Raw genomic sequence first — 24788 nt, 5'->3', positions numbered from 1 at the left:
GCGCCGCGCCCCCCCGCCCCCGCCCCCCCCCGCCCCACCCCCCCCCCCGCGGGGGGCCCCCCCCCCCGCCCCCCCCGCCGCTTCGTGCCTTCACGCCGCCTTAGCGGCGCTTGCGCTTCTTGCCGCCACCCGTGGAGCGGTTCGGGCCTCCCGAGCCGCTGGCGGCCTTCTCAGGCTCCTCCAGCAGCTCCAGCGGGATGTCCTCGCTCTTGGCGAGCACCAGGCGGTCGTCGTCCTCGTCGGTGCCTTCTCCTGCAGCAGCCTTCGCGGTCTTGCGGGCGGGCTTCTCGTCCTCGGTCCCGGCGCGCTTGCTGGCGACCTTCTGGTTGTGGCGGCGGATGACGGCGCCGCGCTCGGCCATGTCGACCACCCACGGCGCTGCCAGGAAGATCGACGAGTACGCGCCCACGATCATGCCGACGAACAGCACCAGCGCCAGGTCCTTCAGCGTGCCCACGCCGAGGAGGCCCACGCCCACGAACAGCAGCGCGGCCACCGGCAGGACGCCGATGAGCGAGGTGTTGATCGAGCGCATGAGGGTCTGGTTGATCGCGTCGTTGACGCCCTCGGCGAAGGTCTTGCTCCTGGTCTGGAGCAGCTGCGCCGTGTTCTCCTGGACCTTGTCGAAGACCACCACCGTGTCGTACAGCGAGTAGCCGAGGATCGTGAGCATGCCGACGATGGTCGACGGCGTGATCTCGAAGCCGACCAGGGCGTAGAAGCCCGCGGTCAGCACCAGGTCGTGGATCAGCGCGGCGATGGCCGCGAGGGCCATGCGCCGCTCGAACCGCACCCAGATGAACGCGGCCACGAGGACCATGAACACCGCGAGGGCGATCAGGGCCTGGCGCGAGACCGACTTGCCCCAGGTCGCCGAGACCTCGGAGACCGAGATCGAGTCGGAGCCGACCCCGGCCGCGTCGGCGATCGCCGCGCGGATCTCGGCAGCCTCGTCGGTGTCGAGCTCGCCGATGCGGACGATGTACGAGCGGTCCTCGCCCGAGCCGATGACCTGGCCGGAGGCCACGTCGGCCCCGGCGCCGGCGGCCGCGCCCTCCACGTCCTCGAGGGTCGCGGTGGTCTCCCCGGCGGGCACGTTGTACTGCACGCCGCCGGCGAAGTCGATGCCGAAGACGAAGCCCTTGGTGAGCATGACGATCGCCAGTCCGAGGATGACGATGGCGGAGGCGAGGTAGAACTTCTTGCGGTGCTTGACGAACTGGAAGTCCGTCTCGCCCCGGTACAGCTGGCTGAAGACGTTGAGGCGCTTCTCGCCCTGTTCGGTCTGCTTGGTGCTCATCGGTTCTCCTTAGGCCTTCGCGGCCGCTTCGCCGGTGGCCGGGGTCGTCTTCGAGTGGAGCCCCGAGAGGTGGACGTTGGTGAGGACTCGCCCGCGGGCCAGCCACTCGGCCATCGGGTGCGTGAACACGAACACCACGAGGAGGTCGACGAGGGTCGACAGGCCGAGCGTGAACGCGAAGCCGCGGACCGGGCCGATGGCCAGGATGTACAAGACGACCGCGGAGATCATCGAGACGGCGCTGGCGGACAGGATCGTGCGGCGCGCGCGGACCCAGGCCCTGGGGACGGCCGAGCGGACGGACCGGCCGCCGGCCATCTCCTCCTTGATCCGCTCGAAGTACACGACGAACGAGTCCGCCGTGATGCCGACGGCGACCACGAAGCCCGCGATGCCCGCGAGGGTCATGGTGAAGCCGATCTGGGAGCCCAGGAGCGACACGGTCGGGTAGAGGATCGCGGCCGCGACCACGAGGCTGCCGAGCACGACGAAGCCGATGACGCGGTAGTAGATGAAGCAGTAGACGATGACCAGGAGCAGGCCGATCGCCATGGCGAAGACGCCGGCCTCGAGCTGGTCCACACCGAGCGTCGCCGTGACCTCGTTGACGGTCTCGACCACGAAGTTCGTCGGCAGCGAGCCGAAGTTCAACTGGTCGGCGAGCTGGTTGGCCTCGGCCGCGGTGAACTCGCCGGAGATCTGCGTCGAGTTCGACGAGACCTCCTGGATCGTCGGGGCGCTGACGACCTCGTTGTCGAGGACGATCGCGACCTGCGACTGCAGGTTCTCGGTGGTGAGGGCGCTCCACTTGTCGGCGCCCGCGGCGGAGAACTGCACGTTGACCACGAACTGGTTGAGGTTCGCCTGGTCGGTGCCGACGTCGGCGGAGGTGACGTCCGAGCCGAGCACGGTGGCCGGCTGCAGGAGGTACTTGTACTGGAAGGTCAGCGACGGGTCGTCGGCGGCGGCGGCCTCGGGGGCCGAGCACGCGGCCACTTCGATGTCGGGCTGCTGGACGGCCCCCGGCGGGCGGGCGTCCAGGGCCTTGCAGGTGATCTGCGGGACGTAGAACTGGACCGTCGCGGGCAGGAGCGCGACCTCTTCGGGCTTCAGGGTGCTGAAGGGCTCCAGGATGGCGCCGGTGGCCTCGTCGGGGGCGGCGGTGAGCGCCTGGGCGGCCGCGGCCGCGTCGGGGCCGACCTTGGCCCACACGTCGTCGAGGGTCGTGGCGACCTCGTCGGTGGTGGGCGCCTGGCCGTTGCCTGCGGAGGTCTCCTCGGTCGTGGGCGTCTCGGAGGCGTCCTCGGCGGAGGTCTCGGAGGACTCCGCAGTGGGCTCCTCGGACGCGCCGTCAGTGGCGCCGTCCGTGGGCTCCTCGGTCGGCGCCTCCTCCGCGAGCTGCTCTTCGAGCGCGGAGGTGTCGGCGACGGAGTTGGTGACGATGCGGAACCGGAGCTCGGCCGGCGCACCGACGTCGCGGAGGGCCTGCTCGTCGATGTCGTCGCCGGCGACGTTCACGACGATGTTCTCGGTGCCCTCGACGTACACCTCGGGCTCGGAGACGCCCGTGGAGTTGACGCGGCCCTCGATGATCTGGCGGGCCTGCTCCATGGTCTCGGCCGAGGGGGGCTCGTCACTCCCCTGCTGGTAGGCCGTCAGCGTCATCGACAGGCCGCCTTGCAGGTCGAGACCGAGCTTCGGCGTGGGGAACTTCCATCCGGAGCCCGCCAGCGCGGCGACCCACAGGATCGCGAGCACCAGGAGCAGCGCCGCGAAGTAGGGGGCGACTGGCAGGCGCTTGCGCTGGATCTTCTTCCGTGGGCGGTCAGCGCCCGTTACTGAAGCCAATGGTCGGTCTCTTCCTCAGAACTCGAATAGGGGCGGGCGCGAGGACGCCGCCGGCGCGCGGGTGGCGCGCCGCGGCTGTGCTCTCGCACACGTACCCTCGGCGGGGCTCATTCTAGGACGGGTGCCTCAGCGGACAGCGCAGGGCCTAGGGGCGGTTCCCTAGTACTCCTTGCGGTCGGGGTTGCCCGCGTGCTTGCCCTTGTCGTCCTCGTCGGTCGCGTCGTCGCTCGCGCGGAGCTTGTCGAGGTCCTCGTCGGAGAGGGTGGCGTCCGCTTCGGAGATCTCCTCGGCGGGGGCCTCTTCGGTGGCCTCGACGGTCTCGGCGGGGGTGACGACCTTGGCGATGGCCTGGCGGGCGAAGACCAGGAAGGTCTCGTCGCTGGCCTCGAGGGTGATGGTCTCGTCGTCGGAGTCGACGACGGTGCCGTAGAGGCCGCCGATGGTCATGACGCGGGCGCCGGGGGCGACGTTGCTCTGCATGTCCTGCTGCTCCTTCTGCCGCTTGCGCTGCGGCCGGATCATCACGAAGTACATGAGGGCGATGAAGCCCACGATCATGATGAGGAACATGATGTTGGAGCCGCCGCCGCTCTGCTGTGCGAGGACGTCTGCGGATGCGAGCACGATGGTGCCTTTCGTCAGTTCTGGCCGTCAGACCAGGGCCGTTCGGAATCTTCAGCGTTCGGGTGGGAAGCGTTGGCGGAGTCTATCCCGCCGTGCGTGACGCTTTGTCCCCCCTATGGCCCACCCTACGCGTCTCCGCTGCCGAAGAGCCCGTCGGCGCTCGGGGGGTTGAGTCCCAGGTGGTGCCAGGCGGCGGCGGTGGCGACGCGGCCGCGGGGGGTGCGGGCGAGGAGTCCGGCGCGCACGAGGAAGGGTTCGCAGACCTCCTCGACGGTGTCGGGCTGTTCGCCGACGGCGACGGCGAGGGTGGTGAGGCCGACGGGGCCGCCGTTGAAGGTGCCGCAGAGGGCGCGGAGGACGGCGCGGTCGAGCCGGTCGAGGCCGAGTTCGTCCACGTCGTAGAGCTTGAGCGCTGCGGAGGCGACCTCGGCGGTGATGACGCCGTCGGCGCGGACCTGGGCGAAGTCGCGGACGCGGCGCAGGAGGCGGTTGGCGATGCGGGGTGTGCCGCGGGAGCGGCCGGCGATCTCGGCGGCGCCGGCGGGGTCGATGGCGACGTCGAGGATGCCGGCGGAGCGGGTGACGATGGCTTCGAGTTCGGCGTCGTTGTAGAACTCGAGCTGGCCGAGGAAGCCGAAGCGGTCGCGCAGGGGGCCGGTGAGGAGCCCGGCGCGGGTGGTGGCGCCGACGAGGGTGAACGGTTCGAGTTCGAGCGGGATGGCGGTCGCGCCGGGGCCTTTGCCGACGATGACGTCGACGCGGAAGTCCTCCATGGCGGTGTAGAGGAGTTCTTCGGCGGGGCGGGCGATGCGGTGGATCTCGTCGATGAACAGGACTTCGTTGGGGCCGAGGCTGGTCAGGATCGCGGCGAGGTCGCCGGAGCGTTCGATGGCCGGGCCGGAGGTCTGGCGCAGGCCGACGCCGAGTTCGGCGGCGACGATCATCGCGAGGGTGGTCTTGCCGAGGCCCGGCGGGCCGGAGAGGAGGAGGTGGTCGGGTGAGGAGCCGCGGCGGCGGGCGCCTTCGAGGAGGAGGCTGATCTGCTCGCGGACGCGGGTCTGGCCGATGACGTCGTCGAGTTTGGCGGGGCGGATGCCCTCTTCGACGAGGCGGTCGAGTTCGGTGGCCTCGGCGGCGGTGAGGGCCGCGTCCCATTCTTCGGCGGAGTAGTCGTCGGGTCGTTCCATGGGCTATCGCTTCCCGAGGAGTCGGATGGCCTGCTTGAGGAGCGAGGGCACGTCCGTGCCGTCGGCGCCTTCGGCGTCGAGCTTCTCGATGGCGGACTCGGCCTCCTTGGCGGACCAGCCGAGGGCCTGGAGGCCTTGGCCGACTTGGGTTCTCCAGCCGCCGGGGCGGCCTCCGGACTGCTTGGGGACGTTGCCGAGGTCGACGGGGCCGATCTTGTCGGCGAGGTCGAGGACGATGCGCTCGGCGCTCTTCTGGCCGACGCCGGGGATGCGGGTGAGGGTGGCGGTGTCGCCGGTGGCGATGGCGCGGCGGATCGCTTCGGGCCGCAGCACTTCGACGGCGTCGCGGGCGATGCGCGGGCCGATCTTCTGGGCGTTCTGCAGCAGTTCGAAGAGGTCGCGTTCTTCGGCGGTGTTGAAGCCGTGCAAGGTGATCGAGTCTTCGCGGACGATCGTGGAGATGGCGAGCACGGCCTGGGAGCCGACCTTGAGGTTGGCGAGGGTGTGGGCGCCGGCGTGGACGGCGTACCCGACGCCTTGCACGTCGACGACGGCGTAGGACTCGCCGACGGAGGCGATGGTGCCGGTGAGCTGGGCGATCATCGGGCGCTCTCCTTGTTGCCGGCTGCACTGTTGTTCAAAGCGGCACTGATGCGGGCTTTGACGCCGCCGCGCCACAGGTGGCAGATGGCGATGGCGAGGGCGTCGGCCGCGTCGGCGGGCTTGGGGGCCTCCTTGAGGCGGAGGATGCGGGTGACCATGGTGGTGACCTGGCGCTTGTCCGCGGTGCCGTTGCCGCACACGGCGGACTTCACTTCGGACGGCGTGTAGGTGGCGGTGGGGAGGCCGAGGCGGGCGCCGGCGAGGAGCGCGATGCCGGAGGCCTGGGCGGTGCCGATGACACTGGCCACATTGTGCTGTGAGAAGACGCGTTCGACGGCGACCGCCTCGGGCTGGTGCTCGTCGAGGAAGGCGCGGAGGCCGTCGTCGAGGGCGAGGAGCCGTTCGGCAAGGGGCGCTTCGGGATCGGTTCGCACGACGCCGACGGCGACCATGGTGCCCGGTGCTCCGGGGCGGCCGTCGACCACTCCGACGCCGCACCGGGTCAGGCCCGGGTCGATCCCCATGACGCGCACGCGTTCCTCCTGTCGCTCGATTCGCGTCAGCTTAACCGGCCGGTCCGACGTTCGGCCCGAAGCACGTCCGCGGACCGATCGCTGTCAGTCAGGAATCGGACCGGTGGCGTTGCCCATAAACCACTTGCCGCTCGGCTAGTACCGTGGTTCGCTTGAGCGAGGCCGGACCGGTCGCGCCCGCCTCCCATCGGCGAGAAGCGCGGGGCGCGAGTCCGGCTCCCCGCTGTCCTCTGCCGCTCCGCGAACCTGTTGGGATCACTGTGTCTGCTGCTGCCTTCATGCCGCCCGTCGCCGCGCCCGGACACTCGCGACGCTTCATCGCCACGATGGTGTTCGTCCTCGGCGCGCTCTCGGCGACGGCGCCGATCGCGATCGACCTCTACCTCCCCGCGTTCCCCGCGATGGCCGACGCCCTCGGCTCCCCCGAGAGCCGCATCCAGCTCACGCTCACGTCGATGATGATCGGCATGGGCCTCGGCCAGGCCTTCATCGGCCCGCTCTCCGACCGCATCGGCCGCCGCAAGCCGCTGCTCATCGGCATGATGGTCTTCACCGTCACCTCGCTGGTGTGCACCGTCGCCCAGAGCGCCGACCTGCTCATCGCCATGCGGTTCCTCCAGGGCCTCAGCGGCGCCGCCGGCGTCGTGGTCGCCCGCGCCGTCATCCGCGACCACTTCGCGGGCGACGACATGACCCGCTTCACCGCCAAGATGATGTTCGTCACGATGCTCGCGCCGATGCTCGGCCCGATCGTGGGCGCCCAGCTCATCCGGTTCGGCCCGTGGCAGACCGTCTTCGTGTTCATGGCAGCCCTCTCGGTCCTCACCACGTTCCTCGTGTGGAAGTTCCTGCCCGAGAGCCTGCCCGCGCAGGAGCGCCGGGCCATGGGCGGGCGCGAGTTCGCCGCGTCCCTGTGGACGCTCGTCCGCGACGCGCGCTTCATCGCGCCCACGCTCGTCGTCATCATGAACTTCTCGATGCTGTTCACGTACGTCTCGACGTTCAGCTTCATCTCGCAGAACGAGCTCGGGGCCTCCGCGGGCTTCTACTCGCTGCTGTTCGCCCTCGGCACCCTCGCGCTGCTGGCCGGCAACCAGACCAACATGCTCATGATCGACCGCAGCGAATCGCATCAGCGCATGATCGTCGGCATGGCGATCTCGCTCCTGGGCGTCGCGTGGATCGCCGGCGTCCAGTTCGCGGGCGCCGAGAACCTGTGGACCGTGCCCGCCGGCATCGTGCTCATGATGTTCGGCTGCGGCGTGGTCTTCCCGAACGCCGGCGCGGCCGCGATGTCCTCGCAGCCGCCCCAGATCGCCGGGACCGCCTCGGCGTTCATGGGCTCGCTCCAGATGGGCGCGGGCGGCGCGATGCCCGCCCTGGCCACCATCGGCGGCGTGACGCTCGTGAACATGACGATCGGCATCGGCGTGTACGCGCTGGCGACCGCCGCGGCGGTCGTGTGGACGATCCTGGTCTACCGGCGCGAACCTGCCGCCGCCGAGGCGTAGGGAGCGCCGGGCCGGGTATCCGGCCCGCATGGAGACCGCGGTGACGATCCCGGTCGGCCCCGCCGATCTGGACGGCGACTTGGTCCTACCCGAAGGGGCGGGCGCGGTCGTGCTGTTCGCGCACGGGTCCGGGTCGAGCCGCCGCAGCCCCCGCAACCGGTTCGTCGCCGAACGGCTCCAGCGCGCCGGGCTCGGCACGCTCCTGTTCGACCTGCTCACCCCGCTCGAAGCCGACGACCAGGCGAACGTGTTCGACGTCTACATGCTCGCCGGGCGCCTCGTCAAAGTCACCGAGTGGATCCGCGAACACCATGGGGCCCTTCGGATCGGGTACTTCGGGGCGAGCACCGGCGCGGCCGCCGCGCTGTGGGCCGCCGCCGCGCCCGAGCTGCGGGTCCGGGCCGTGGTCTCGCGCGGCGGCCGTCCCGACCTGGCCGGAGTGCGGCTCGCGGAGGTCACCGCACCGACCCTGCTCGTGGTGGGCGGGCACGACGAGGTCGTGCTCGACCTCAACCAGCGGGCCCGGCGACGGCTCGGCGGCCCGAGCCAGCTCGCGGTCGTCCCCGGGGCCACGCACCTGTTCGAGGAGCCGGGCACGCTCGAGGCCGCGGCCGATCTGGCGCGCGACTGGTTCACCGCGTACCTGCGGGCCTAGAAGGCGGCGTCGTCAGAGGGCAGTGTCGTCAGAAGGCAGGGTCGTCCTGGCCGCTGTCGGCCGCCGCCAGCAGCGCCCGCACCTCGTCGTCGGAGGTCTGCGCGAAGTCCAGGTAGCTCTGCCCGACCGCGTCCATGTGCCTCGGGACCGACAGGCACACCACCTCGTCGACGATCGCGGCGAGCTCCCGGCAGGCCGCCGCGGGGGCGGTCGGCACCGCCACCACGACCTCCTCGGGCCCGAGTTCGCGCACGGCCCGCACCGCGGCGCGCATCGTCGTGCCGGTCGCGAGCCCGTCGTCGACGAGGATCGCGGCCTTCCCTTCGAGGTCGAGCGGCGGCCGGTCGCCGCGGTAGGCCACCTCGCGGCGTTCGAGTTCCACGGTCTCGCGCTCGGCCGCGAGGTCGAAGCGCGTGGGCGTGATGCCGAGCCCGTCGACCACGGGGTAGTTCATGACGACCGCGCCGCCCGAGGCGATCGCGCCCATCGCCAGCTCCTCCTGGCCCGGCACGCCGATCTTGCGGACCGTGAACACCTCCAGAGGCACGCCGATCGCCCGCGCCACCTCGAACGCCACGGGCACGCCGCCGCGCGCCAGCCCGAGGACCACTGCGTCGTCGCGTCCGGCGTACTCCCCCAACAGCCGCGCCAGTTGCCGCCCGGCGTCGCGCCGGTCGGCGAACACCTGATCCCTCATAGGGCGGAGGTGCCCGCTGGGGGCGCGGCCAAACGTGCCGCGAGCAGCGAAAAAGCCCGGAGCATCCGCCCCGGGCCCTTTTTCGCGTCCGGTTTACTCGGCGTCGAGCTGCGCGAGGACCTCGTCGCTGATGTCGGCGTTGGTCCACACGTTCTGGACCTCGTCCGAGTCCTCGAGCGCGTCGACCACGCGCATGACCTTGCGAGCGCCCTCGACGTCGACCTCGATGTGCGTGGAGGCCACGAAGCCGGCCTCCGCCGAGTCGTAGTCGATCCCGGCGTCCTGCAGCGCGGTGCGCACCGCGACCAGGTCGCTCGGCTCGCACAGCACCTCGAAGCCGCCCTCGCCGAGGTCGTTGACCTCTTCGGCGCCGGCGTCGAGGACCGCCATGAGGATGTCGTCCTCGGTCAGCTTCTCGTCGGCCGAGACGATGATGGTGCCCTTGCGGGAGAACATGTACCCGACCGAGCCGGCCTCGCCGAGCGAGCCGCCGTTGCGGGTGAGCGCCACGCGGACCTCGGCCGCGGCGCGGTTGCGGTTGTCGGTGAGGCACTCGATGAGCACCGCGACGCCGCCGGACGCATAGCCTTCGTACATCAGGGTCTCGTAGTCGACGCCGGCGCCGTCGAGACCGCCGCCGCGCTTGACCGCGCGGTCGATGTTGTCGTTGGGGACCGAACTCTTCTTGGCTTTCTGGATCGCGTCGAAGAGCGTCGGGTTGCCGGCCGGGTCAGGACCACCGGTGCGCGCCGCGACCTCGATGTTCTTGATGAGCTTCGCGAAGATCTTGCCCCGCTTGGCGTCGATCGCGGCCTTCTTGTGCTTGGTCGTCGCCCACTTGGAGTGGCCACTCATACCGGTGTTCCTCGTTCCTCTTACTCGACCGGTCCGGCGTCTGCGCCTCGGACCATTCCCACGAAGTACTCGTGCACCCGCGCGTCAGGGGTCACCTCCGGGTGGAAGGAGGTGGCCAGGCAAGCGCCCGCACGTACGGCGACGATCCTACCGTCCTGCTCCCGGCCCGCCCCGTCACCGCTGGCGGCCCCACCGCCGACGACCCTGGCGAGGACCTGGACGCCCTCGCCGACCCGCTCGACCCAAGGGGCGCGGATGAACACCGCGCGGAACGGGTCGCCGGCGATGCCGTCGATCGCGATCTCCGTCTCGAACGAGTCCACTTGGCGGCCGAACGCGTTGCGGCGCACCGTCATCGGAATCGCGCCGAACGAGCGCTGATCGGGGCGGCCGTCCAGGACCTCGTCGGCGAGCATGATCATGCCCGCGCACGAGCCGAACACCGGCAGGCCCGCGTCCAGGCGCTTCTTCACCGGCTCGAACAGGTCGAAGATCTGCAGGAGCTTGCTCATCGTGGTGGACTCCCCGCCGGGGATCACCAGGCCCGCCACGGCGTCCAGCTCCGAGGCGCGGCGCACCGGCACGGCCCGGGCCCCCGCGGCCTCGAGGGCGCGCATGTGGTCGACCACGTCGCCTTGCAGGGCGAGCACGCCGATGGTGGGCACAGCGGTCATCAGAGAACTCCAAAAGTCTCGCTTCAACGGGCGCCACAAGCGTAATTCGGGTTCCCTCCCGTGCCTACCTGGAAGATCGCCGCTGTGACCGAAACCGGGCTGAACTCGGTCGACAGGCGACGATCCGTTAAAGTCTGCGATCGAACGTGACGCACCCCTTCATGCCCGGGAGTAAGAACAGATGGCGAAGACCTCGAAGCGCAACCCGATGCCCCGTGCCGTCCGGGCCGGACGCAACACGATGTGGATCGAAGCGGCGATCGCCCTCGCCGCCGGCGGCCTCCTCGTGCTGCTGCACCACACCGCGAAGGACTTCGTGCCCTCGGCCGCCGTGCACGACGTCTACCGCGGCGCGGCGGGCCTCGGCGCGCTCGCGGTGTTCCTGATCCTCGCCATCGCCCTGCTGCGCTTCCAGTGGCGGATCCTGTGGGTCCTGATCCTGCTCTCCCAGATCGCCGCCATCGCCGGCCTCGCCTGGCTGCTGTTCACCGGCGGGCTCTACTGGGCGCTGTGCATCGGCCTCGTCATCGTGCCGATTACGATTCTGGGAACGCTCACCGAGCGATTCGCCCGCCGCTGGTTCAACCACTAGGGTTCGAACTCCAGGGCGACGCGAGGCGTCCCCAGCCGACACCGCTGAAAGGCCACATAATGCTTCCGCAACCGAACTTCGGCCGCGACAAGGGCCCGATCGAGCCCGAGAAGGACGCGAACGGCGAGGACGAGAAGCCCCGCAAGAAGCTCCTCCGGCTGCAGATCGCGATGTGGGTGCAGGTCGTCAGCGGCGTGCTCGCCGGCAACCTGTTCATCTTCTCGACCATCACGTGGCGCTCCGCCACGCTCGAGGAGATCACCAAGGCCTACGGGGAGCAGGACGCCGAGAAGCTCCAGGAGACGTTCCACAGCACGAACTTCCTCGTCTCGAACCTCGCCGGCGCGGCCGTCATCATCATCGCGGCCATCGTGGCCGCGCTGTGCGCGGTCCGGTTCAAGTCCCGGCTGCGGGCCGTCCGCTGGTGGGCGGTCGGCGCGACCGCGGTCCTCTTCGTCAGCGGCATGCTGATGTCCGTGACGCTCGGACTCGTGGTCGCCCCGTGGGTGTTCGCCGCGGTGCTCTCGCTCTGGTGGCTCTTCGCCTCGGACGTCCGCCACTGGATGAACCGGCGCCAGGGCGAGGCCCCGAAGGCGGAGGACTAGGGCCTAGGCGGTCGGCTCGTCGGCGGCCCCGTGCCGCTGGATGTAGTCGATGAAGGCCGCCCGCGCCAGCGGTTCGGCCGAGCCCCAGTCCCCTTTGGTCGCTTCGCGCCACATGCCGAGCAGGTCGTCGATGGCGACGCCGATCTCGGCGACGTCGGGGTCGATGTCCTCGGATTCGATCGCGGTCGGGGTGTGCCGGAACAGGTCGAGGAAGAACCGCCAGTCGCGGCGCTCGCGCGCGAGCGCGAACGCGCGGTGCTGGAGGTCGGAGGTCGGGAACTGCTCGAGGTCGCTTGCGTCCATGGGTCCTAGCGTAGTTCCGGCGCGGAGTGTCGAAGCGCTATTGGGGGCGTTCGGCTCCTTAGGATCGCCTCATGCTCAAGCAGTTTGTCAGCGCCGCAGCCGTATTCGGCGCCGCCGCGCTCGTCCAGGGGGTCGCGGCCGGACCGGCCCAGGCCCTCCACGCGGACGCCCCGCACAGCGACTTCCAGATCCTCGTCGTCTCACCGGACCCGGACGAGCCGACGCAGATGACGTTGGCATGCCCGCCCGAGCTGAGCGAGCACCCGAACGCCAAGACGGTGTGCGCCCAGCTCGACGCCGCCGAGGGCTTCATCCAGGGGATACCGGCGGCGGACGGCATGTGCACCAAGGAGTACGCGCCGGTGCAGGTGCTCGTCTTCGGTCACTGGCAGGGATCGAACCGCACGTTCAACGCGACGTATAACAACCGCTGCGAGGCGGTGCTCGCCACCGGCGGGGCCCTGCTCGACCTGTAAGGGACGGAAGCGAAAGCGGGCCGGGAGCGTGGTGCTCCCGGCCCGCTCTGCGCTGTCTACCAGCCGCGCTTGGCGAGCTTCTGCTCCTCGGGGAGGGTGTCGACGTTGATGCCGACCATGGCCTCGCCCAGGCCGCGGGAGACCTCGGCGATGACCTTCGGGTCGTCGTGGAAGGCGGTGGCCTTGACGATGGCGGCGGCGCGCTTGGCCGGGTCGCCGGACTTGAAGATGCCGGAGCCGACGAAGACGCCTTCGGCGCCGAGCTGCATCATCATGGCCGCGTCCGCGGGGGTGGCGATGCCGCCGGCGGTGAAGAGCACCACCGGGAGCTTGCCGAGGCGGGCGACCTCGGCGACGAGCTCGTACGGGGCGCGCAGTTCCTTGGCGGCGGCGTACAGCTCGGTCGAGTCGAGGGTGGTGAGCTTGCCGATGTCCTGGCGGATCTGTCGCATGTGGCGGGTGGCCTCGACGACGTTGCCGGTGCCGGCCTCGCCCTTGGAGCGGATCATGGCCGCGCCCTCGGCGATGCGGCGCAGGGCCTCGCCGAGGTTGGTCGCACCGCACACGAACGGCACGTTGTACTGCCACTTGTCGATGTGGTTGGCCTCGTCGGCGGGGGTGAGGACCTCGGACTCGTCCACGTAGTCGACGCCGAGGGACTCCAGGACGGCCGCTTCGGTGAAGTGGCCGATGCGGGCCTTGGCCATGACGGGGATCGAGACGGCCTCGATGATGCCGTCGATCATGTCGGGGTCGGACATGCGCGAGACGCCGCCTTCGCGGCGGATGTCGGCCGGGACGCGCTCGAGCGCCATGACGGCGACGGCGCCGGCGTCCTCGGCGATCCTGGCCTGCTCGGGCGTGACGACGTCCATGATAACGCCGCCTTTCAGCATGTCGGCCATGCCGCGCTTGACTCGGGCGGTCCCGATCTCGGCCTCGGTCTTCTGGGTCTCTGACACGGTTCCCGGCTCCATCTGAGGTAGTCGTCAACTGTTGGGCAGGTTCTCGGCCCGCGAGCTTCGCCTGTGAGGGGTGCTGACCTGGCCGATTCTACGCCGCGACCCGCCTCACAAGCCCCCTGATACAAACGGGCCCGCGCCGGGCGGGCGGCTAGTGCACGGGATCCTCGATGTCCCAGTACTCCGGGCGCGGCAGGCGGTGGTCGAGGCGCAGGACGACGGACATGGGGAGGGAGCGGGAGGCGACGGCGTCGCGCACGAAGTCGGAGTGGATCTGGCGGGCGAGGGCGACGCGGCGGTTGGCGGCGTCGAGGTCGTCGGACCAGACGGGGTTCTCGGCGAGCTCGCGCAGGGCGCGGGTGAGGTCGTTCTCGGCGTACTCGCGCAGTTCGCGCTGGCGCTGGGTGTCGGCGGGGACGGCGACGACGGAGAGGGCGAGGGCGACGACCTCTTCGAAGCCGGGGTTGCCCACGAACTTGAGGACGGTCTCGGCGCGGTCGTCGAGCTTGGCGAGGAGGGCGGTCTCGGCGGCGTGGGCGCGGCGGTGCAGGCGTTCGACGCGGGTGACCGTCCACGTCGCGTAGGCGCCGACGACGGCCACGATCGTCACGAGCACAGCCAACCACCACATCGGGCTGATCTTACGTGGAAGCGCCCGCCGCCGGGTTTCCGGTGGCGGACGCTTGTGCGGGTTCGGTGTTACATCTCCGCCCCTGCCGGTGGCGTCTCGCGGGTGCCTCGGACCTGCCAGGCGGCCATGAGGCCGAGCAGGAAGGTCAGGGCGCCGACGATGATGTTGTTCCAGGCGAGGCTCGCGGGCGGGTCGGTGATGAGGACCCATGGCGAGACCGCCAGCCAGATGCCGACGGCGCACAGGGCCCAGCTCATGCCGTACATGCGCTCGGGGGCCACGGTGAATCCGAGTGCCAGCAGGCCGACCGCGATGCCGACGATCAGGTTGTGCGTGGCGAAGTCGGCTTGCGTGGCCGAGAAGCCGACCACCCATGGCGAGATGATGCAGTAGAGGCCGACGAGGAAGACGGGGGCGTCGATGAACGCCACGTCCCTCCGGCCCAGCATCCTGTCGTATCGGGCCCGCATCTCGTGGACGTCCGGGTGCGTGGTCATCGTTTCATCGCCCCGGTGAGAGATATCGGCCATCGAACTGCCCTCCGTCGGGTCCGCGCGCGTGCGGCTCCGGCACGGGATTACGCGGGCCCTTCGCCTCATTATGTACACGTTAGGCACGCAGAGTAAAGAGGTGATCACACCTTTTGTGGGGTTCAGCGCCTGTGTTCGGTGCCCGCTTCGATGGCGGCGCGGTAGACCTCGAGGAGGCGGGCGGCGACTTCGGGCCAGTCGTAGCGCTTGACCCACTCGTTGGCGCGTTCGACGTACGCCGTACGGAGTTCCTTGTCGTCGAGGAGGCGCGCGGCCTTGGCGGCGAGGTCGGCGCTGTCGCCGACGGCGAACAGCTCCCCCGCGTGGCCGTCGTCGAGGACGGAGCGGAACGCCTCGATGTCCGAGGCGAGGACGCAGGTCCCGGCGGCCATGGCCTCGGTGAGGACCATGCCGAAGGACTCGCCGCCGGTGTTGGGGGCGACGTAGAGGTCGACGCCGGCGAGCATCGAGGCCTTCTCCTCGTCGGGGACGGCGCCGAGGAAGCGGATGCGGCGGGCGACGTCGGGGTCGAGCCCGGCGACGGCCGCCTCGGGGTCGCCGCGGCCGACGACGAGGAGGTGCAGGTCGGGGCGGTCGGCGGCGAGGCGCGCGAAGGCCTCGCGGAGGATCGGGAAGCCCTTGCGGGACTCGGTGTAGCGGCCCATGAAGCCGATCGTGGGGCCCTCCGGCCTGTCCGCGAGCGGCGCGGCCTTGCGGTAGAACGCGACCGAGACGCCGTTGGGGATCTCGACGGCGCCGCCGCCGAGGTGCTCGACCTGGACCTTGCGGGCGTAGGGGCTCACCGCGATGCGCGCGGAGAGGTTCTCGAGCACGAGCTGCGCCATGTGCTTGCCGGCGGCGAGGATCCGCGAGCGGGTGATCGCCGTGTGGAAGGTGGCGACGACCGGGCAGCGGGCGTTGAGCACCGCGAGGTACGACAGGCTCAATGTGAGCGGTTCGTGCACGTGGACGACGTCGAAGTCCCCTTCGGCGCACCACTTGCGGACCCGCGCGGCCGAGCGCGGGCCGAACGCGAGCCGCGCGACGGACCCGTTGTAGGGCACGGCGACGGCCTTGCCGCCGGGGACCACGAAGTCGGGCAGGCCGGCGGTCTCGGTGGCGGGGGCGAGGACCGACACGTCGTGTCCGGCGTCGATGAGGGTCTCGGCGAGGTCGCGGATGTGGAACTGGACCCCGCCGGGGACGTCGAACGAGTACGGGCTGACGATCCCGATCCGCAGCAGGTCCCCCATGTCAGTCCGCGCTTTCCCGCGGCGCGTCGAAATCGGCGGACCAGAACCGCTGCAGCATGTGCCAGTCGGCCGGATGGGCGCGGATGCCCTCCTCGAAGGCACCGGCCATCCGCTGGGTCGTGCCGGCCACGCGCTCGCGGAACGAGCCGGTGCCGAGGTCCACGGGGCCGGTGATGTGGCAGACCGCGCGGTCGTCCTCGTAGTGGATCGCGGCGGTGAACAGCTCGACCTTGTTGCGGATCGCGAGCAGCGCGGGCCCCGTGGGGAACGTGGTGGCCTCCCCGAAGAACTTCACCTCGGTGCCGCCGCGGCCCAGGTCGCGGTCCGCGACGAGCGCGACCACGTGCCCGGCGTCGAGCGCTTCACCAAGGGCCGCTTGAGGATTGCGGTCCCCGCCGGAGGTGGGGATGATCGTCATGCCGAGCGATTCGCGGTACTCGAGGAACCGCCGGTAGACCCCTTCGGGCTTCAGCCGCTCGGCCACGGTGGTCAGCCGGTCCTCGGCGACCGCGCCGACCCAGGCGCCCGCGAAGTCCCAGTTCCCGCAGTGCGGCAGCGCCACGATCGAGCCGAGGCCCTGCTGCGCGCGCTCGTGGACGGGCTCGTAGCCGTTCATCTCGAACTTGCGCTCCAGCTGCGCCGTGCTCATCGACGGCAGCCGGAACGCCTCGAGCCAGTACCGGGCGTACGAGCGCATCGCCCGGCGCATCAGCGCCTCATCGGGTTCCCCGCCGACGACGCGGGCGAGGTTCTTGCGGAGCTGGCGCACGCCCCGGCCGTTCTGCTTCAGCGCCCGGTCGGCGAAGCGGTTCCCCAGGGCGCTTGCGGCGCCCTCGGGGAGGATCCGCACGCCGCGCCAGGCGGCCAGGTAGGCCAGCTCGGTCAGGCGCTCAGACATCGACGCGCTCCTCGCTCGCGGCCAGCACCGCGCGCGCGAACACGAGGCGCTGCACCACGGTGATCGAGGCGAGCACCGCCAGGACGCCCATGCCGACCTCGAGCGCCCACGGCACGCCCAGGGCCTCCACGAGCACCGCCACGGCGGCGATGATCAGCCGCTCGGGGCGCTCGGCGATGCCCACATTGCACTCGGCGCCGAGCGATTCGGCGCGGGCCTTCACGTACGAGACCATCTGCGAGGCGATGAGCGCCCACAGCGCCAGCGCGCCGCCCAGGCCGCGGTCCTCCGAGAGGAGGAAGTAGGCGAGGCCGGCGAAGATCGCGCCGTCCGCCAGGCGGTCGCAAGTGGAGTCGAGGAGTGCGCCGTAGCGGCTGGTGGTGCCCTTGACGCGGGCGATGGCGCCGTCGAGCATGTCCGTGAGGACGGACGCGGCGACCACGATGAGGCCCGCGGCCAGGTGCCCGGGGGCGAGCAGCAGCACGGAGGCGCCGACGACGACGGCCGTCCCGGCGACGGTGACGGCGTTGGCGGAAACGCCGACGCGGATGAGGACCTTAGCGGCGGCGTCGACGTAACGGCGCACGCCCGCTCGGCCGGAGGTCCGGAGGAACTTCGCCATGGTCTCCTGTTTTCTGAAGCCGGCCCAAGTGGGTGTTCGGGCAAGTGGGTGCGGTGCGCGCCCCCCGGGATCGGGCCCCGGGAGGGAGTGCTCTTCTGACTCTAACGGGGTCCGCCCGGTCACACCCGCTCCCATGCGGCCGCGAGGTCCGCACGGGTGTCCTTGAGGAGCTGCGGAAGGGTCTTGGTGCGCCCGATGATCGGCATGAAGTTCGCGTCGCCGCCCCAGCGCGGGACGATGTGCTCGTGCAGGTGCCCGGCGATGCCCGCGCCCGCGACCTGGCCCTGGTTCATGCCGATGTTGAACCCGTGCGCGCCCATCACGGCCCGCAGGACGGTCATGGCGCGCTGCGTGAGCGCCCCCATCTCGGCGATCTCGTCCGCGTCGAGGTCGGTGTAGTCGGGCACGTGCCGGAAGGGCACGACCATGAGGTGGCCGTTGTTGTACGGGTACTTGTTCATGACCACGTACATGTGCGTGCCGCGCGCGACGATGTTGCCGTCCGCGTCGTCGAGCTTCGGGATCTCGCAGAACGGGCAGCCCTCGACGTCCGCGTCGTCCCCGGTGGGCTTGCCTTCGCCTTGGATGTAGGACATGCGGTGCGGGGTCCACAGCCGCTCGTACCCGTCGGGGACGCCGACGCCTTCGCCTTCGCGCTCTTCCACGGGACGATCCTAGGCCACGGGTGAACCGAGCTGGAAACCCGACGAAAACACCGTGACACGCGGTGTCGGTTAAGCTCCGGACGTGACGTTGCCCCAGCTTTATCTCGTAGTGCTGATCGGCTGCGTCACCGTGCTCCTGTCCATCGCCGCGCTGCGCGCCACGCAGCGGCTCGGGCTCCCGGCACTGCTGGTCTTCCTCGGCGCGGGGCTCGTCCTCGGCCAGGACGGCGTGGGCATCACGTTCGGGGACTTCGAACTCGCGCAGGCGCTCGGCACGTTCGCGTTGGCGCTCATCCTCATCGAGGGCGGCCTCGCGACCCGGTGGCAGGCGATCCACAGGCAGCTCGCCCCGGCCGGGATGCTCGCCACCGTCGGCATCGGCGTCTCGGTCGCGGTCACCGCGGTCGGCGCGCACTTCCTGCTCGGCTTCGACTGGCAGCTCTCGCTCGCGATGGGCGCGGTCGTGGCCTCCACTGACGCGGCGGCGGTCTTCTCGGTGCTGCGCGGCATCGGGCTCCCCAAGCGGCTCAGCGGCACCCTCGAGGCGGAGTCGGGCTTCAACGACGCCCCCGCGGTGATCCTCGTGCTCGCGTTCTCGGCCGCCGAGGGCATGCCCGACCCGATGCACCTGCTCGGAGACCTGGTGTGGGAGCTCGCGGCCGGTTCGGCGATCGGCGTCGCGGTCGGCTTCGGCGGCGCCTGGCTCCTCCGGCGCCTCGCCCTGCCCGCCTCGGGCCTGTACCCGCTGGCGGTCTTCAGCCTCGGCCTGGCCGCGTTCGCGGCCGCCGGGGCGCTGCACGCCTCGGGGTTCATCGCCGCGTACCTCGCGGCGCTGATCCTCGGCAACTCGCACCTGCCGCACCGCGCGGCCACCCAGTCGTTCGCGACGGGCCTGGGCTGGATGGCGCAGCTCGGCATGTTCGTCATGCTCGGCCTGCTCGCCTCCCCGTCGAACCTGCTGCAGGCGATCGTGCCGGGACTCGTGCTCGGCGTGGTGCTCACCCTGGTCGCGCGGCCGCTCGCCGTGTGGGTCTCTCTGCTGCCGTTCAAGTTCCGGCCCCGGGAGCAGGTGCTGCTGTCGTGGGCGGGCCTGCGCGGCGCGATCCCCATCGTCCTGGCCACGATCCCGCACGCCGCGCACCTGCCGGGCGCGCAGCAGCTCTGGGACATCGTGTTCGTGCTCGTCGTGGTCTTCACGCTCCTGCAGGGCCCGACCCTGCCGTGGGTGGCGCGGCGGCTCGGCCTCGCGCACGAGGCCGTGGTCCAGGAGGTCGACATCGAGACCGCGCCGCTCGACGCCGTGGACGGCGAGGTCCTCACCGTCACCGTCCAGAAGGCCTCCGGCCTGGCCGGCATCCGCATCTTCGAACTGCGCCTCCCCGAGGGCAGCGCCATCGCCGGGATCGTGCGCGGCCAGCGCCTCTTCGTGCCCGCAAAGGCGGACCGGCTCCGCTCGGGCGACCAGCTCCTCATCGTCGCCACCCCAGCGCTCCGCGAGGCCACCGAGCAGCGGCTCACCGCCCTCGCGCGGGCCGGGCGGCTGGCGCGCTGGCTGGGCGAGACCGGCAAGGACTGAACGCGCAGGCGGGCCCCCCCCGCGGCGGGGGGGGGGGGGGGGGGTGGGGGGCGGGGGGGGGGGGGGGGGGGGCGCGGGGCCGGCGGGGGGGGGGGGGGGGGGGCGGCCCGCCCCCCCCCCCCCCACCCCCCCCCGCCCCCCCCCCCCGGCGCGGGGGCGCCCCGCCTGGGTTCGGTCGCTAGGCCTCTTCGGTGGCGGCCGAAGGGCCTTCGTTGACGCGGGACTTGACGAAATCGGCGACGTGCGCGATCGCCTCGTCGGCCGGGACGCCGTTGCGCTGCGACCCGTCGCGGTACCGGAAGGACACGGTGCCCGCGTTCTGGTCGTCGTCGCCCGCGATGATCATGAACGGGATCTTCTGCAGCTGGGCGTTGCGGACCTTCTTCTGCATGCGGTCGTCCGAGTGGTCGACCTCGGCGCGCAGGCCGGCCGCGCGGAGCCGCCCGAAGAACGCCTCCAGGTAGTCGGCGTTCTCGTCGCGCACCGGGATGCCGACGGCCTGCACGGGGGCCAGCCACGCCGGGAACGCGCCCGCGTAGTGCTCGGTGAGGACCCCGAAGAACCGCTCGATCGAGCCGAAGAGGGCGCGGTGGATCATCACCGGCTGCTTGCGGGTGCCGTCGGCGGCCGAGTACTCGAGGTTGAAGCGCGCGGGCTGGTTGAAGTCGAGCTGGATGGTCGACATCTGCCAGGTGCGGCCGATCGCGTCCTTCGCCTGGACGGAGATCTTCGGGCCGTAGAAGGCCGCGCCGCCCGGGTCGGGCACGAGGTCGAGGCCGGACTCCTCCGCCACCTGGCGCAGGGTCGCGGTCGCCTCCTCCCAGGTCGCGTCGTCGCCGATGAACTTGTCCGAGTCGCCCTTGGTGGAGAGCTCCAGGTAGAAGTCGTTGAGGCCGTAGTCGCGCAGCAGCTCCAGGACGAACTCGAGGAGGCTCTTGATCTCGCCGGGCGCCTGCTCCTGGGTGCAGTAGATGTGCGCGTCGTCCTGGGTCAGGCCGCGCACGCGGGTGAGGCCCTGGACCACGCCGGACTTCTCGTACCGGTACACGGTCCCGAACTCCGAGAGGCGCAGCGGCAGCTCGCGGTAGGAGCGGCCCCTCGCCCGGAAGATCAGGTTGTGCATCGGGCAGTTCATGGCCTTGAGGTAGTAGTCCGCGCCCTCGAGCTCCATGGGGGGGAACATGCCCTCGTTGTAGTGGGGCAGGTGCCCCGAGGTGAGGAACAGGTTCTCCTTGGTGATGTGCGGGGTGTTCACCAGCTCGTAGCCGGCCTGGCGCTGGCGTTCGCGCAGGTAGGACTCCATCTCGTACCGGATGATCCCGCCCTTGGGGTGGAACACCGGCAGGCCCGGGCCGATCTCGTCGGGGAAGGAGAACAGGTCGAGCTGCTGGCCGAGCTTGCGGTGGTCGCGCTTCTCGGCCTCGGCGAGGCGCGCGAGGTGGTCCTTCTGCTCCTGCACGGTGGGCCACGCGGTGCCGTAGATGCGCTGGAGCTGCGGGTTCTTCTCCGAGCCCATCCAGTACGCGGCGGCCGAGCGCATGAGCTTGACGGCGCCGATGAGCTTGGTCGAGGGCAGGTGCGGGCCGCGGCAGAGGTCGCCCCAGACGCGCTCGCCGTTGCGGTCGTGGTTGTCGTACGCGGTGAGCTCGCCGCCGCCGACCTCCATGATCTCGTCGGCGTCGGTGCCCTCGCCCTTGGTCTCGATGAGCTCGAGCTTGTAGGGCTCGTGCGCGAGTTCGGCGCGGGCCTCGTCGAGGGAGGCGTACTTGCGGCGGTGGAAGGTCTGCCCCTGCTTGATGATCTGGAGCATGCGCTTCTCGACGGCCTTGAGGTCGTCGGGGTTGAACGGCTCCTCGACGTCGAAGTCGTAGTAGAAGCCGTCGGTGATGGGCGGGCCGATGCCGAGCTTGGCCTGGTGCAGCTCCTGCACCGCCTGCGCCATGACGTGCGCGGCGGAGTGGCGCATCACGTTGAGGCCGTCCGGGCTGCCGAGCGGGACGGGCTCGACCTTGGTGTCGGCCTCGGGGGCCCAGGAGAGGTCGCGGAGCTGCCCTTCGGCGTCGCGGACGACGACGATCGCGTTCGGCCCGTTGACCGGCAGGCCGGCCTCGGCGACCGCTTCGGCGCACGTGGTGCCGGCAGTCACCCACAGCGGTTCAATGACGACTGGGCTGCTGTGGTTCGGCGCTGCGGGTGCCACGGTTCTCCTCGTTCGGTGCTCGGCGGTGCGTTCCGCCGATGGACATTCGGTCCCATGGTAGTTCCCGGGGCGCGGTGGGCTCCATCGCATTAGTCCTGAGGCGGGGGTGGCGGAGATTTCTTCGAGTCCGGGCTTGACCTTGGTCCTGACACCAAGGTTTACCGTCGTTGCATGACCGCAGCGACCGTCACCCTGACCGTCGGGAAGCTCGCCGATGAGGTGGGCGTCTCGGCCGACGCCATCCGCCACTGGGAGCGCGAGGGCCTGTTCCCCGCGCCCGAACGCAGCGCGGCCGGGTACCGCCGGTACGGGACGGCCGAGCTCGACCGGTCCCGGTTCATCCGGGCCTGCCAGCGCGCCGGGCTGCGCCTGGCCGACATCTCGGACCTGCTGGCCGTGCGCGACACGGGCACGTGCCCGTGCGAGCCGGCCGGGCAGCACCTGGAGCGCCGGATCGGCGAGATCACGGCCGAGATCGTGCGGCTCGAAGGGCTGCGGAGTCAACTGACGGACATGCTGCGAGCGGTCGACGCGGGCACCTGCGACCCGCCGCTGCCCGAGAACTGGTGTCCCCCGAACACCGCCCGAGGAGGTGAGTGCGAATGAACACGACCGAGGAGTGCTGCAACTGCTGCAACGACGACGCGTGCCGCTGCGCCGGCGTGTTTCGGCGTGTCTCGGAGCGTCTCCGCAAATCGGGCGCCGCGAAGCGCCCCCGGTTCCAAGGGTGCCCGGCGGCACCGACACGAGCGGCGGCCGACCGGGCGCGTCTCGGCGGTTCTGCGCGAATCGGACATCCGATGCGTCCCCGGTTCCAAGGGTGCTCGGCGGGTCCGACGGTTTCCGGCGGCCCGTCCCGCGCAGCCGCCTACTTGGCGGTGAGGACGATCTTGCCGAAGTGGCCGCCCGCGCCCATGAGGCGGTGCGCTTCGGCCGCTTCCGCGAGCGGGATGCGGGTCGTGACGACCGGTTCGATCTCGCCGGAGTCGAGTGCGGGCCAGACGCGTTCGAAGGCCTCGGCGATGATCTGGCGGCGCTGGTCGAGCGGGCGGGCCCGGAGGGTCGTGCCGGTGATGGTGGCGCGCTTGGCGAGGAGGCCGCCGAGGTGGATCTGGGCCGCCGTCCCCTGTTGCAGGCCGATGATCGCGAGCCGCCCGTCCTGGGCGAGGGCCTTGAGGTTCGGTTCGAAGTAGGCCGCGCCGATCACGTCGAGGATGGCGTCCACGCCGCCCGCTTCCATGGCGATCGCGGCGAAGTCCTCGTTGCGGTAGTCGATGACCCGGTCCGCGCCGAGCGCCTGGAGCTTCTGGGTCCATTCCGCGCGGGCGGTCGTCCAGGTCTCGGCGTCCGCGAGCTTCTTCGCGAACTGGATCGCGAAGGTGCCGATGCCGCCGGCGCCGCCGTGGACGAGGACGCGGCGCTTGCGGTCGGCCTCGCCGCCGAGCAGGTAGCCGAGGTTGGAGTAGACCGTGGCGGCGACCTCGGGGAGGCCGGCCGCGTCGACGAGGGTCGCCTTCTCGGGCTTGGGGAGCACGAGTCCGGCGTCGACGGTGACGTACTGCGCGTAGCCGCCGCCGGGGAGCAGGGCGCAGACCTCGGCGCCGAGGAACGAGGCGTTGTCGTCGCTGCCCACGTTGACGATGGTCCCGGAGACTTCGAGGCCGGGCCAGGCGGGGGCGCCGGGCGGGCTCGGGTAGTGGCCGGCGACTTGGAGGAGGTCGGCGCGGTTGACGCCGGCGGCGGCGACCTCGATGAGGACTTCATCGGGGCCGGGCGCGGGTTCGGGCACCTGGGCGGCGGTGAGGCGGCCGTCGGCGACGGTCATGGCAAGCATCCCCGCATAGTAGGACTCCGGTCGGAGTCACCGGCGTGATACCCGTCGGTACGTCACGTTAGTCGCGTATGGATTCGCGAGATCTGTTGTGGTGCAACGAATCAGGGATTCTCACTCGAGTGTCCAGGGAAGAGGTGGGCCTCGGGGTCGATCGCGACGGCGGCGTTGTTCACCGCCGTGGCGGCCTCGCCGAAGCCGGTCGCGATGAGTTTGACCTTGCCGGGGTACGAGGCGATGTCGCCCGCGGCGTAGACGCGCGGCAGGTTGGTGGCCATCGTGGAGTCCACGGCGATGCTGCGGCGGTCGAGGTCGAGTCCCCAGTCCCCCAGCGGCCCGAGGTCGGCGGTGAAGCCGAGCGCGGCCACGATCGCGTCTGCCGGGAGCTCCTGGGGCCCTTCGTCTTTCACGTCCACGGTCACGCCGTCGACGGTCTCGATGCCGTGGATGGCGGTGACCTGGGCGTTGACGAGGATCGGCACGCCGAGCTCGTTCCGCACCCGGTCCACCGTGGCCTGGTGGGCGCGGAACTTCTCGCGGCGGTGCACGATCGTGGTGCTGCGGGCGATGCCCTGGAGGGCCATCGCCCAGTCGAACGCGGAGTCGCCGCCGCCCACGATCACCACGTCCTGCCCGGCGTGCGCGGCGAGCTCGGGGACGAAGTAGACGATGCCCGCGCCGTGGAACTCATCGGCGGCGGGCAGGGGCCGGGGCGCGAAGCTGCCGAGGCCGCCGGTGATGAGCACGGCCTGGGCCTCGATCGGCTCGCCGTCGGCGAGCCCGATGACGGGCCTGCCGTCGCGGTGCTCGAGCTTGGCGGCCTGGCGGCCGAGCAGGTAGGTCGGCTCGAAGGGCGCGGCCTGGCGCAGCAGGTTGTCCACGAGGTCGCGGCCCTTGATGGACGGGAAGCCCGCCACGTCGAGGATCTGCTTCTCGGGGTACATGGCCGTGATCTGGCCGCCCGCTTCGGGAAGCGCGTCGAGCACGGCGGTCGTCAGGCCGCGGAAGCCCGCGTAGTACGCGGCGTAGAGGCCGGTGGGGCCGGCGCCGACGATCGCGAGGTCGACGGTGAGGACGGGCATGGACGATCACCGACTCCGTTGTAGGGACACGTTCCGACATCCTAGCGACGCGAAGGCCCCCGCGGGGCGTGGCGG

General features: G+C 71.0%; 26 protein-coding genes and 1 pseudogene. 7 read left to right on the top strand and 20 right to left on the bottom strand.

Annotated features, from left to right (window positions below; translation table 11 throughout):
• Nucleotides 1-100: 100 nt before the first annotated feature.
• The 6 genes from secF to ruvC form a co-directional block, all read right to left on the bottom strand.
• Nucleotides 101-1300: a protein translocase subunit SecF gene (secF, locus tag O2L01_RS16180; protein WP_270123010.1), complete on the bottom strand. Its 1200-nt coding sequence runs from the start codon at nucleotides 1298-1300 to the stop codon at nucleotides 101-103.
• 9 nt (nucleotides 1301-1309) lie between these two features.
• Nucleotides 1310-3148 (bottom strand): protein translocase subunit SecD, encoded by a 1839-nt coding sequence (gene secD / locus O2L01_RS16175; protein WP_270123009.1) that lies wholly within the window; start codon nucleotides 3146-3148, stop codon nucleotides 1310-1312.
• A gap of 159 nt (nucleotides 3149-3307) precedes the next feature.
• The gene (yajC, locus tag O2L01_RS16170) at nucleotides 3308-3772 is read right to left on the bottom strand and encodes a preprotein translocase subunit YajC (protein WP_270123008.1); all 465 of its coding nucleotides are present in this window, start codon (nucleotides 3770-3772) and stop codon (nucleotides 3308-3310) included.
• Nucleotides 3773-3897: 125 nt separating this feature from the next.
• Complete coding sequence (gene ruvB / locus O2L01_RS16165) at nucleotides 3898-4959, bottom strand: Holliday junction branch migration DNA helicase RuvB (protein WP_270123007.1); 1062 nt, start codon at nucleotides 4957-4959, stop codon at nucleotides 3898-3900.
• 3 nt (nucleotides 4960-4962) lie between these two features.
• Nucleotides 4963-5562 (bottom strand): Holliday junction branch migration protein RuvA, encoded by a 600-nt coding sequence (gene ruvA, locus O2L01_RS16160; protein WP_270123006.1) that lies wholly within the window; start codon nucleotides 5560-5562, stop codon nucleotides 4963-4965.
• Nucleotides 5559-6095, bottom strand: a complete 537-nt coding sequence (ruvC, locus tag O2L01_RS16155) for a crossover junction endodeoxyribonuclease RuvC (RefSeq protein ID WP_344468940.1) — start codon at nucleotides 6093-6095, stop codon at nucleotides 5559-5561. Before ruvC ends, ruvA begins: the two co-directional genes overlap by 4 nt.
• A 278-nt stretch (nucleotides 6096-6373) precedes the next feature.
• Between ruvC and O2L01_RS16150 the strand changes: the two genes are divergently transcribed.
• The gene (locus tag O2L01_RS16150; protein ID WP_374727686.1) at nucleotides 6374-7606 is read left to right on the top strand and encodes a multidrug effflux MFS transporter; all 1233 of its coding nucleotides are present in this window, start codon (nucleotides 6374-6376) and stop codon (nucleotides 7604-7606) included.
• A pseudogene (locus tag O2L01_RS16145) lies at nucleotides 7605-8261 on the top strand (dienelactone hydrolase family protein); the annotation flags it as partial. The gene O2L01_RS16150 and the pseudogene O2L01_RS16145, both read left to right, overlap by 2 nt.
• A 28-nt stretch (nucleotides 8262-8289) precedes the next feature.
• On the opposite strand, the gene O2L01_RS16140 reads toward O2L01_RS16145, so the two are convergent.
• From O2L01_RS16140 to pdxT, 3 genes are all read right to left on the bottom strand, one after another.
• Nucleotides 8290-8958, bottom strand: a complete 669-nt coding sequence (locus O2L01_RS16140) for a phosphoribosyltransferase (protein WP_270123003.1) — start codon at nucleotides 8956-8958, stop codon at nucleotides 8290-8292.
• Between the two features lie 93 nt (nucleotides 8959-9051).
• Entirely contained in the window at nucleotides 9052-9813 is a 762-nt protein-coding gene (locus O2L01_RS16135; RefSeq protein WP_270123002.1) for a YebC/PmpR family DNA-binding transcriptional regulator, read from the bottom strand.
• 20 nt (nucleotides 9814-9833) lie between these two features.
• Nucleotides 9834-10487 (bottom strand): pyridoxal 5'-phosphate synthase glutaminase subunit PdxT, encoded by a 654-nt coding sequence (gene pdxT, locus O2L01_RS16130; RefSeq protein ID WP_270123001.1) that lies wholly within the window; start codon nucleotides 10485-10487, stop codon nucleotides 9834-9836.
• 181 nt (nucleotides 10488-10668) lie between these two features.
• Here pdxT and O2L01_RS16125 point away from each other — a divergent pair, with 181 nt between their 5' ends.
• Nucleotides 10669-11079, top strand: coding sequence for a hypothetical protein (locus O2L01_RS16125; RefSeq protein WP_270123000.1), 411 nt, complete (start codon nucleotides 10669-10671; stop codon nucleotides 11077-11079).
• 59 nt (nucleotides 11080-11138) lie between these two features.
• Nucleotides 11139-11684 (top strand): hypothetical protein, encoded by a 546-nt coding sequence (locus tag O2L01_RS16120; RefSeq protein WP_270122999.1) that lies wholly within the window; start codon nucleotides 11139-11141, stop codon nucleotides 11682-11684.
• Between the two features lie 3 nt (nucleotides 11685-11687).
• Here O2L01_RS16120 and O2L01_RS16115 read toward each other — a convergent pair whose 3' ends face one another.
• Nucleotides 11688-11987: a hypothetical protein gene (locus tag O2L01_RS16115; RefSeq protein WP_270122998.1), complete on the bottom strand. Its 300-nt coding sequence runs from the start codon at nucleotides 11985-11987 to the stop codon at nucleotides 11688-11690.
• Nucleotides 11988-12058: 71 nt separating this feature from the next.
• Here O2L01_RS16115 and O2L01_RS16110 point away from each other — a divergent pair, with 71 nt between their 5' ends.
• On the top strand, nucleotides 12059-12463 hold the full coding sequence (locus O2L01_RS16110) for an SSI family serine proteinase inhibitor (RefSeq protein WP_270122997.1): 405 nt from the start codon (nucleotides 12059-12061) through the stop codon (nucleotides 12461-12463).
• A gap of 56 nt (nucleotides 12464-12519) precedes the next feature.
• Here O2L01_RS16110 and pdxS read toward each other — a convergent pair whose 3' ends face one another.
• The 7 genes from pdxS to O2L01_RS16075 all read right to left on the bottom strand — a co-directional run bounded on the left by pdxS (nucleotide 12520) and on the right by O2L01_RS16075 (nucleotide 18024).
• A complete protein-coding gene (gene pdxS / locus O2L01_RS16105) occupies nucleotides 12520-13440 on the bottom strand; it encodes a pyridoxal 5'-phosphate synthase lyase subunit PdxS (RefSeq protein WP_270122996.1) in 921 nt (306 codons plus the stop codon).
• Nucleotides 13441-13576: 136 nt separating this feature from the next.
• A complete protein-coding gene (locus O2L01_RS16100) occupies nucleotides 13577-14056 on the bottom strand; it encodes a hypothetical protein (RefSeq protein WP_270122995.1) in 480 nt (159 codons plus the stop codon).
• A gap of 68 nt (nucleotides 14057-14124) precedes the next feature.
• Nucleotides 14125-14586 (bottom strand): SPW repeat protein, encoded by a 462-nt coding sequence (locus O2L01_RS16095; protein ID WP_344468944.1) that lies wholly within the window; start codon nucleotides 14584-14586, stop codon nucleotides 14125-14127.
• A 122-nt stretch (nucleotides 14587-14708) separates the two neighbouring features.
• Nucleotides 14709-15827, bottom strand: a complete 1119-nt coding sequence (locus tag O2L01_RS16090) for a glycosyltransferase family 4 protein (RefSeq protein ID WP_344469001.1) — start codon at nucleotides 15825-15827, stop codon at nucleotides 14709-14711.
• Between the two features lie 13 nt (nucleotides 15828-15840).
• On the bottom strand, nucleotides 15841-16737 hold the full coding sequence (locus O2L01_RS16085; RefSeq protein WP_270122992.1) for a phosphatidylinositol mannoside acyltransferase: 897 nt from the start codon (nucleotides 16735-16737) through the stop codon (nucleotides 15841-15843).
• Nucleotides 16730-17359 carry a phosphatidylinositol phosphate synthase gene (gene pgsA / locus O2L01_RS16080; protein ID WP_270122991.1) on the bottom strand — a complete coding sequence of 210 codons (630 nt, stop codon included), beginning with the start codon at nucleotides 17357-17359 and terminating at the stop codon, nucleotides 16730-16732. The genes O2L01_RS16085 and pgsA overlap by 8 nt, the downstream gene beginning before the upstream one ends.
• 119 nt (nucleotides 17360-17478) lie before the next feature.
• Nucleotides 17479-18024 (bottom strand): HIT family protein, encoded by a 546-nt coding sequence (locus O2L01_RS16075; protein WP_270122990.1) that lies wholly within the window; start codon nucleotides 18022-18024, stop codon nucleotides 17479-17481.
• An 82-nt stretch (nucleotides 18025-18106) separates the two neighbouring features.
• Here O2L01_RS16075 and O2L01_RS16070 point away from each other — a divergent pair, with 82 nt between their 5' ends.
• Nucleotides 18107-19600, top strand: a complete 1494-nt coding sequence (locus tag O2L01_RS16070; protein WP_270122989.1) for a potassium/proton antiporter — start codon at nucleotides 18107-18109, stop codon at nucleotides 19598-19600.
• A gap of 178 nt (nucleotides 19601-19778) precedes the next feature.
• Here O2L01_RS16070 and thrS read toward each other — a convergent pair whose 3' ends face one another.
• Nucleotides 19779-21800 carry a threonine--tRNA ligase gene (thrS, locus tag O2L01_RS16065; RefSeq protein WP_270122988.1) on the bottom strand — a complete coding sequence of 674 codons (2022 nt, stop codon included), beginning with the start codon at nucleotides 21798-21800 and terminating at the stop codon, nucleotides 19779-19781.
• 171 nt (nucleotides 21801-21971) lie between these two features.
• Here thrS and O2L01_RS16060 point away from each other — a divergent pair, with 171 nt between their 5' ends.
• Nucleotides 21972-22406 (top strand): MerR family transcriptional regulator, encoded by a 435-nt coding sequence (locus O2L01_RS16060; protein ID WP_270122987.1) that lies wholly within the window; start codon nucleotides 21972-21974, stop codon nucleotides 22404-22406.
• A gap of 262 nt (nucleotides 22407-22668) precedes the next feature.
• Here the strand turns inward: O2L01_RS16060 and O2L01_RS16055 are convergent, their stop codons facing one another.
• Nucleotides 22669-23634: an NAD(P)H-quinone oxidoreductase gene (locus tag O2L01_RS16055; protein WP_270122986.1), complete on the bottom strand. Its 966-nt coding sequence runs from the start codon at nucleotides 23632-23634 to the stop codon at nucleotides 22669-22671.
• Between the two features lie 101 nt (nucleotides 23635-23735).
• Nucleotides 23736-24713: an NAD(P)/FAD-dependent oxidoreductase gene (locus tag O2L01_RS16050; protein ID WP_270122985.1), complete on the bottom strand. Its 978-nt coding sequence runs from the start codon at nucleotides 24711-24713 to the stop codon at nucleotides 23736-23738.
• Nucleotides 24714-24788 lie beyond the last annotated feature (75 nt).

Source organism: Glycomyces lechevalierae (assembly GCF_027622945.1).
Classification (GTDB): Bacteria; Actinomycetota; Actinomycetes; order Mycobacteriales; family Micromonosporaceae; genus Glycomyces; species Glycomyces rutgersensis.
This window is presented reverse-complemented; position numbering and strand designations above follow the sequence as displayed.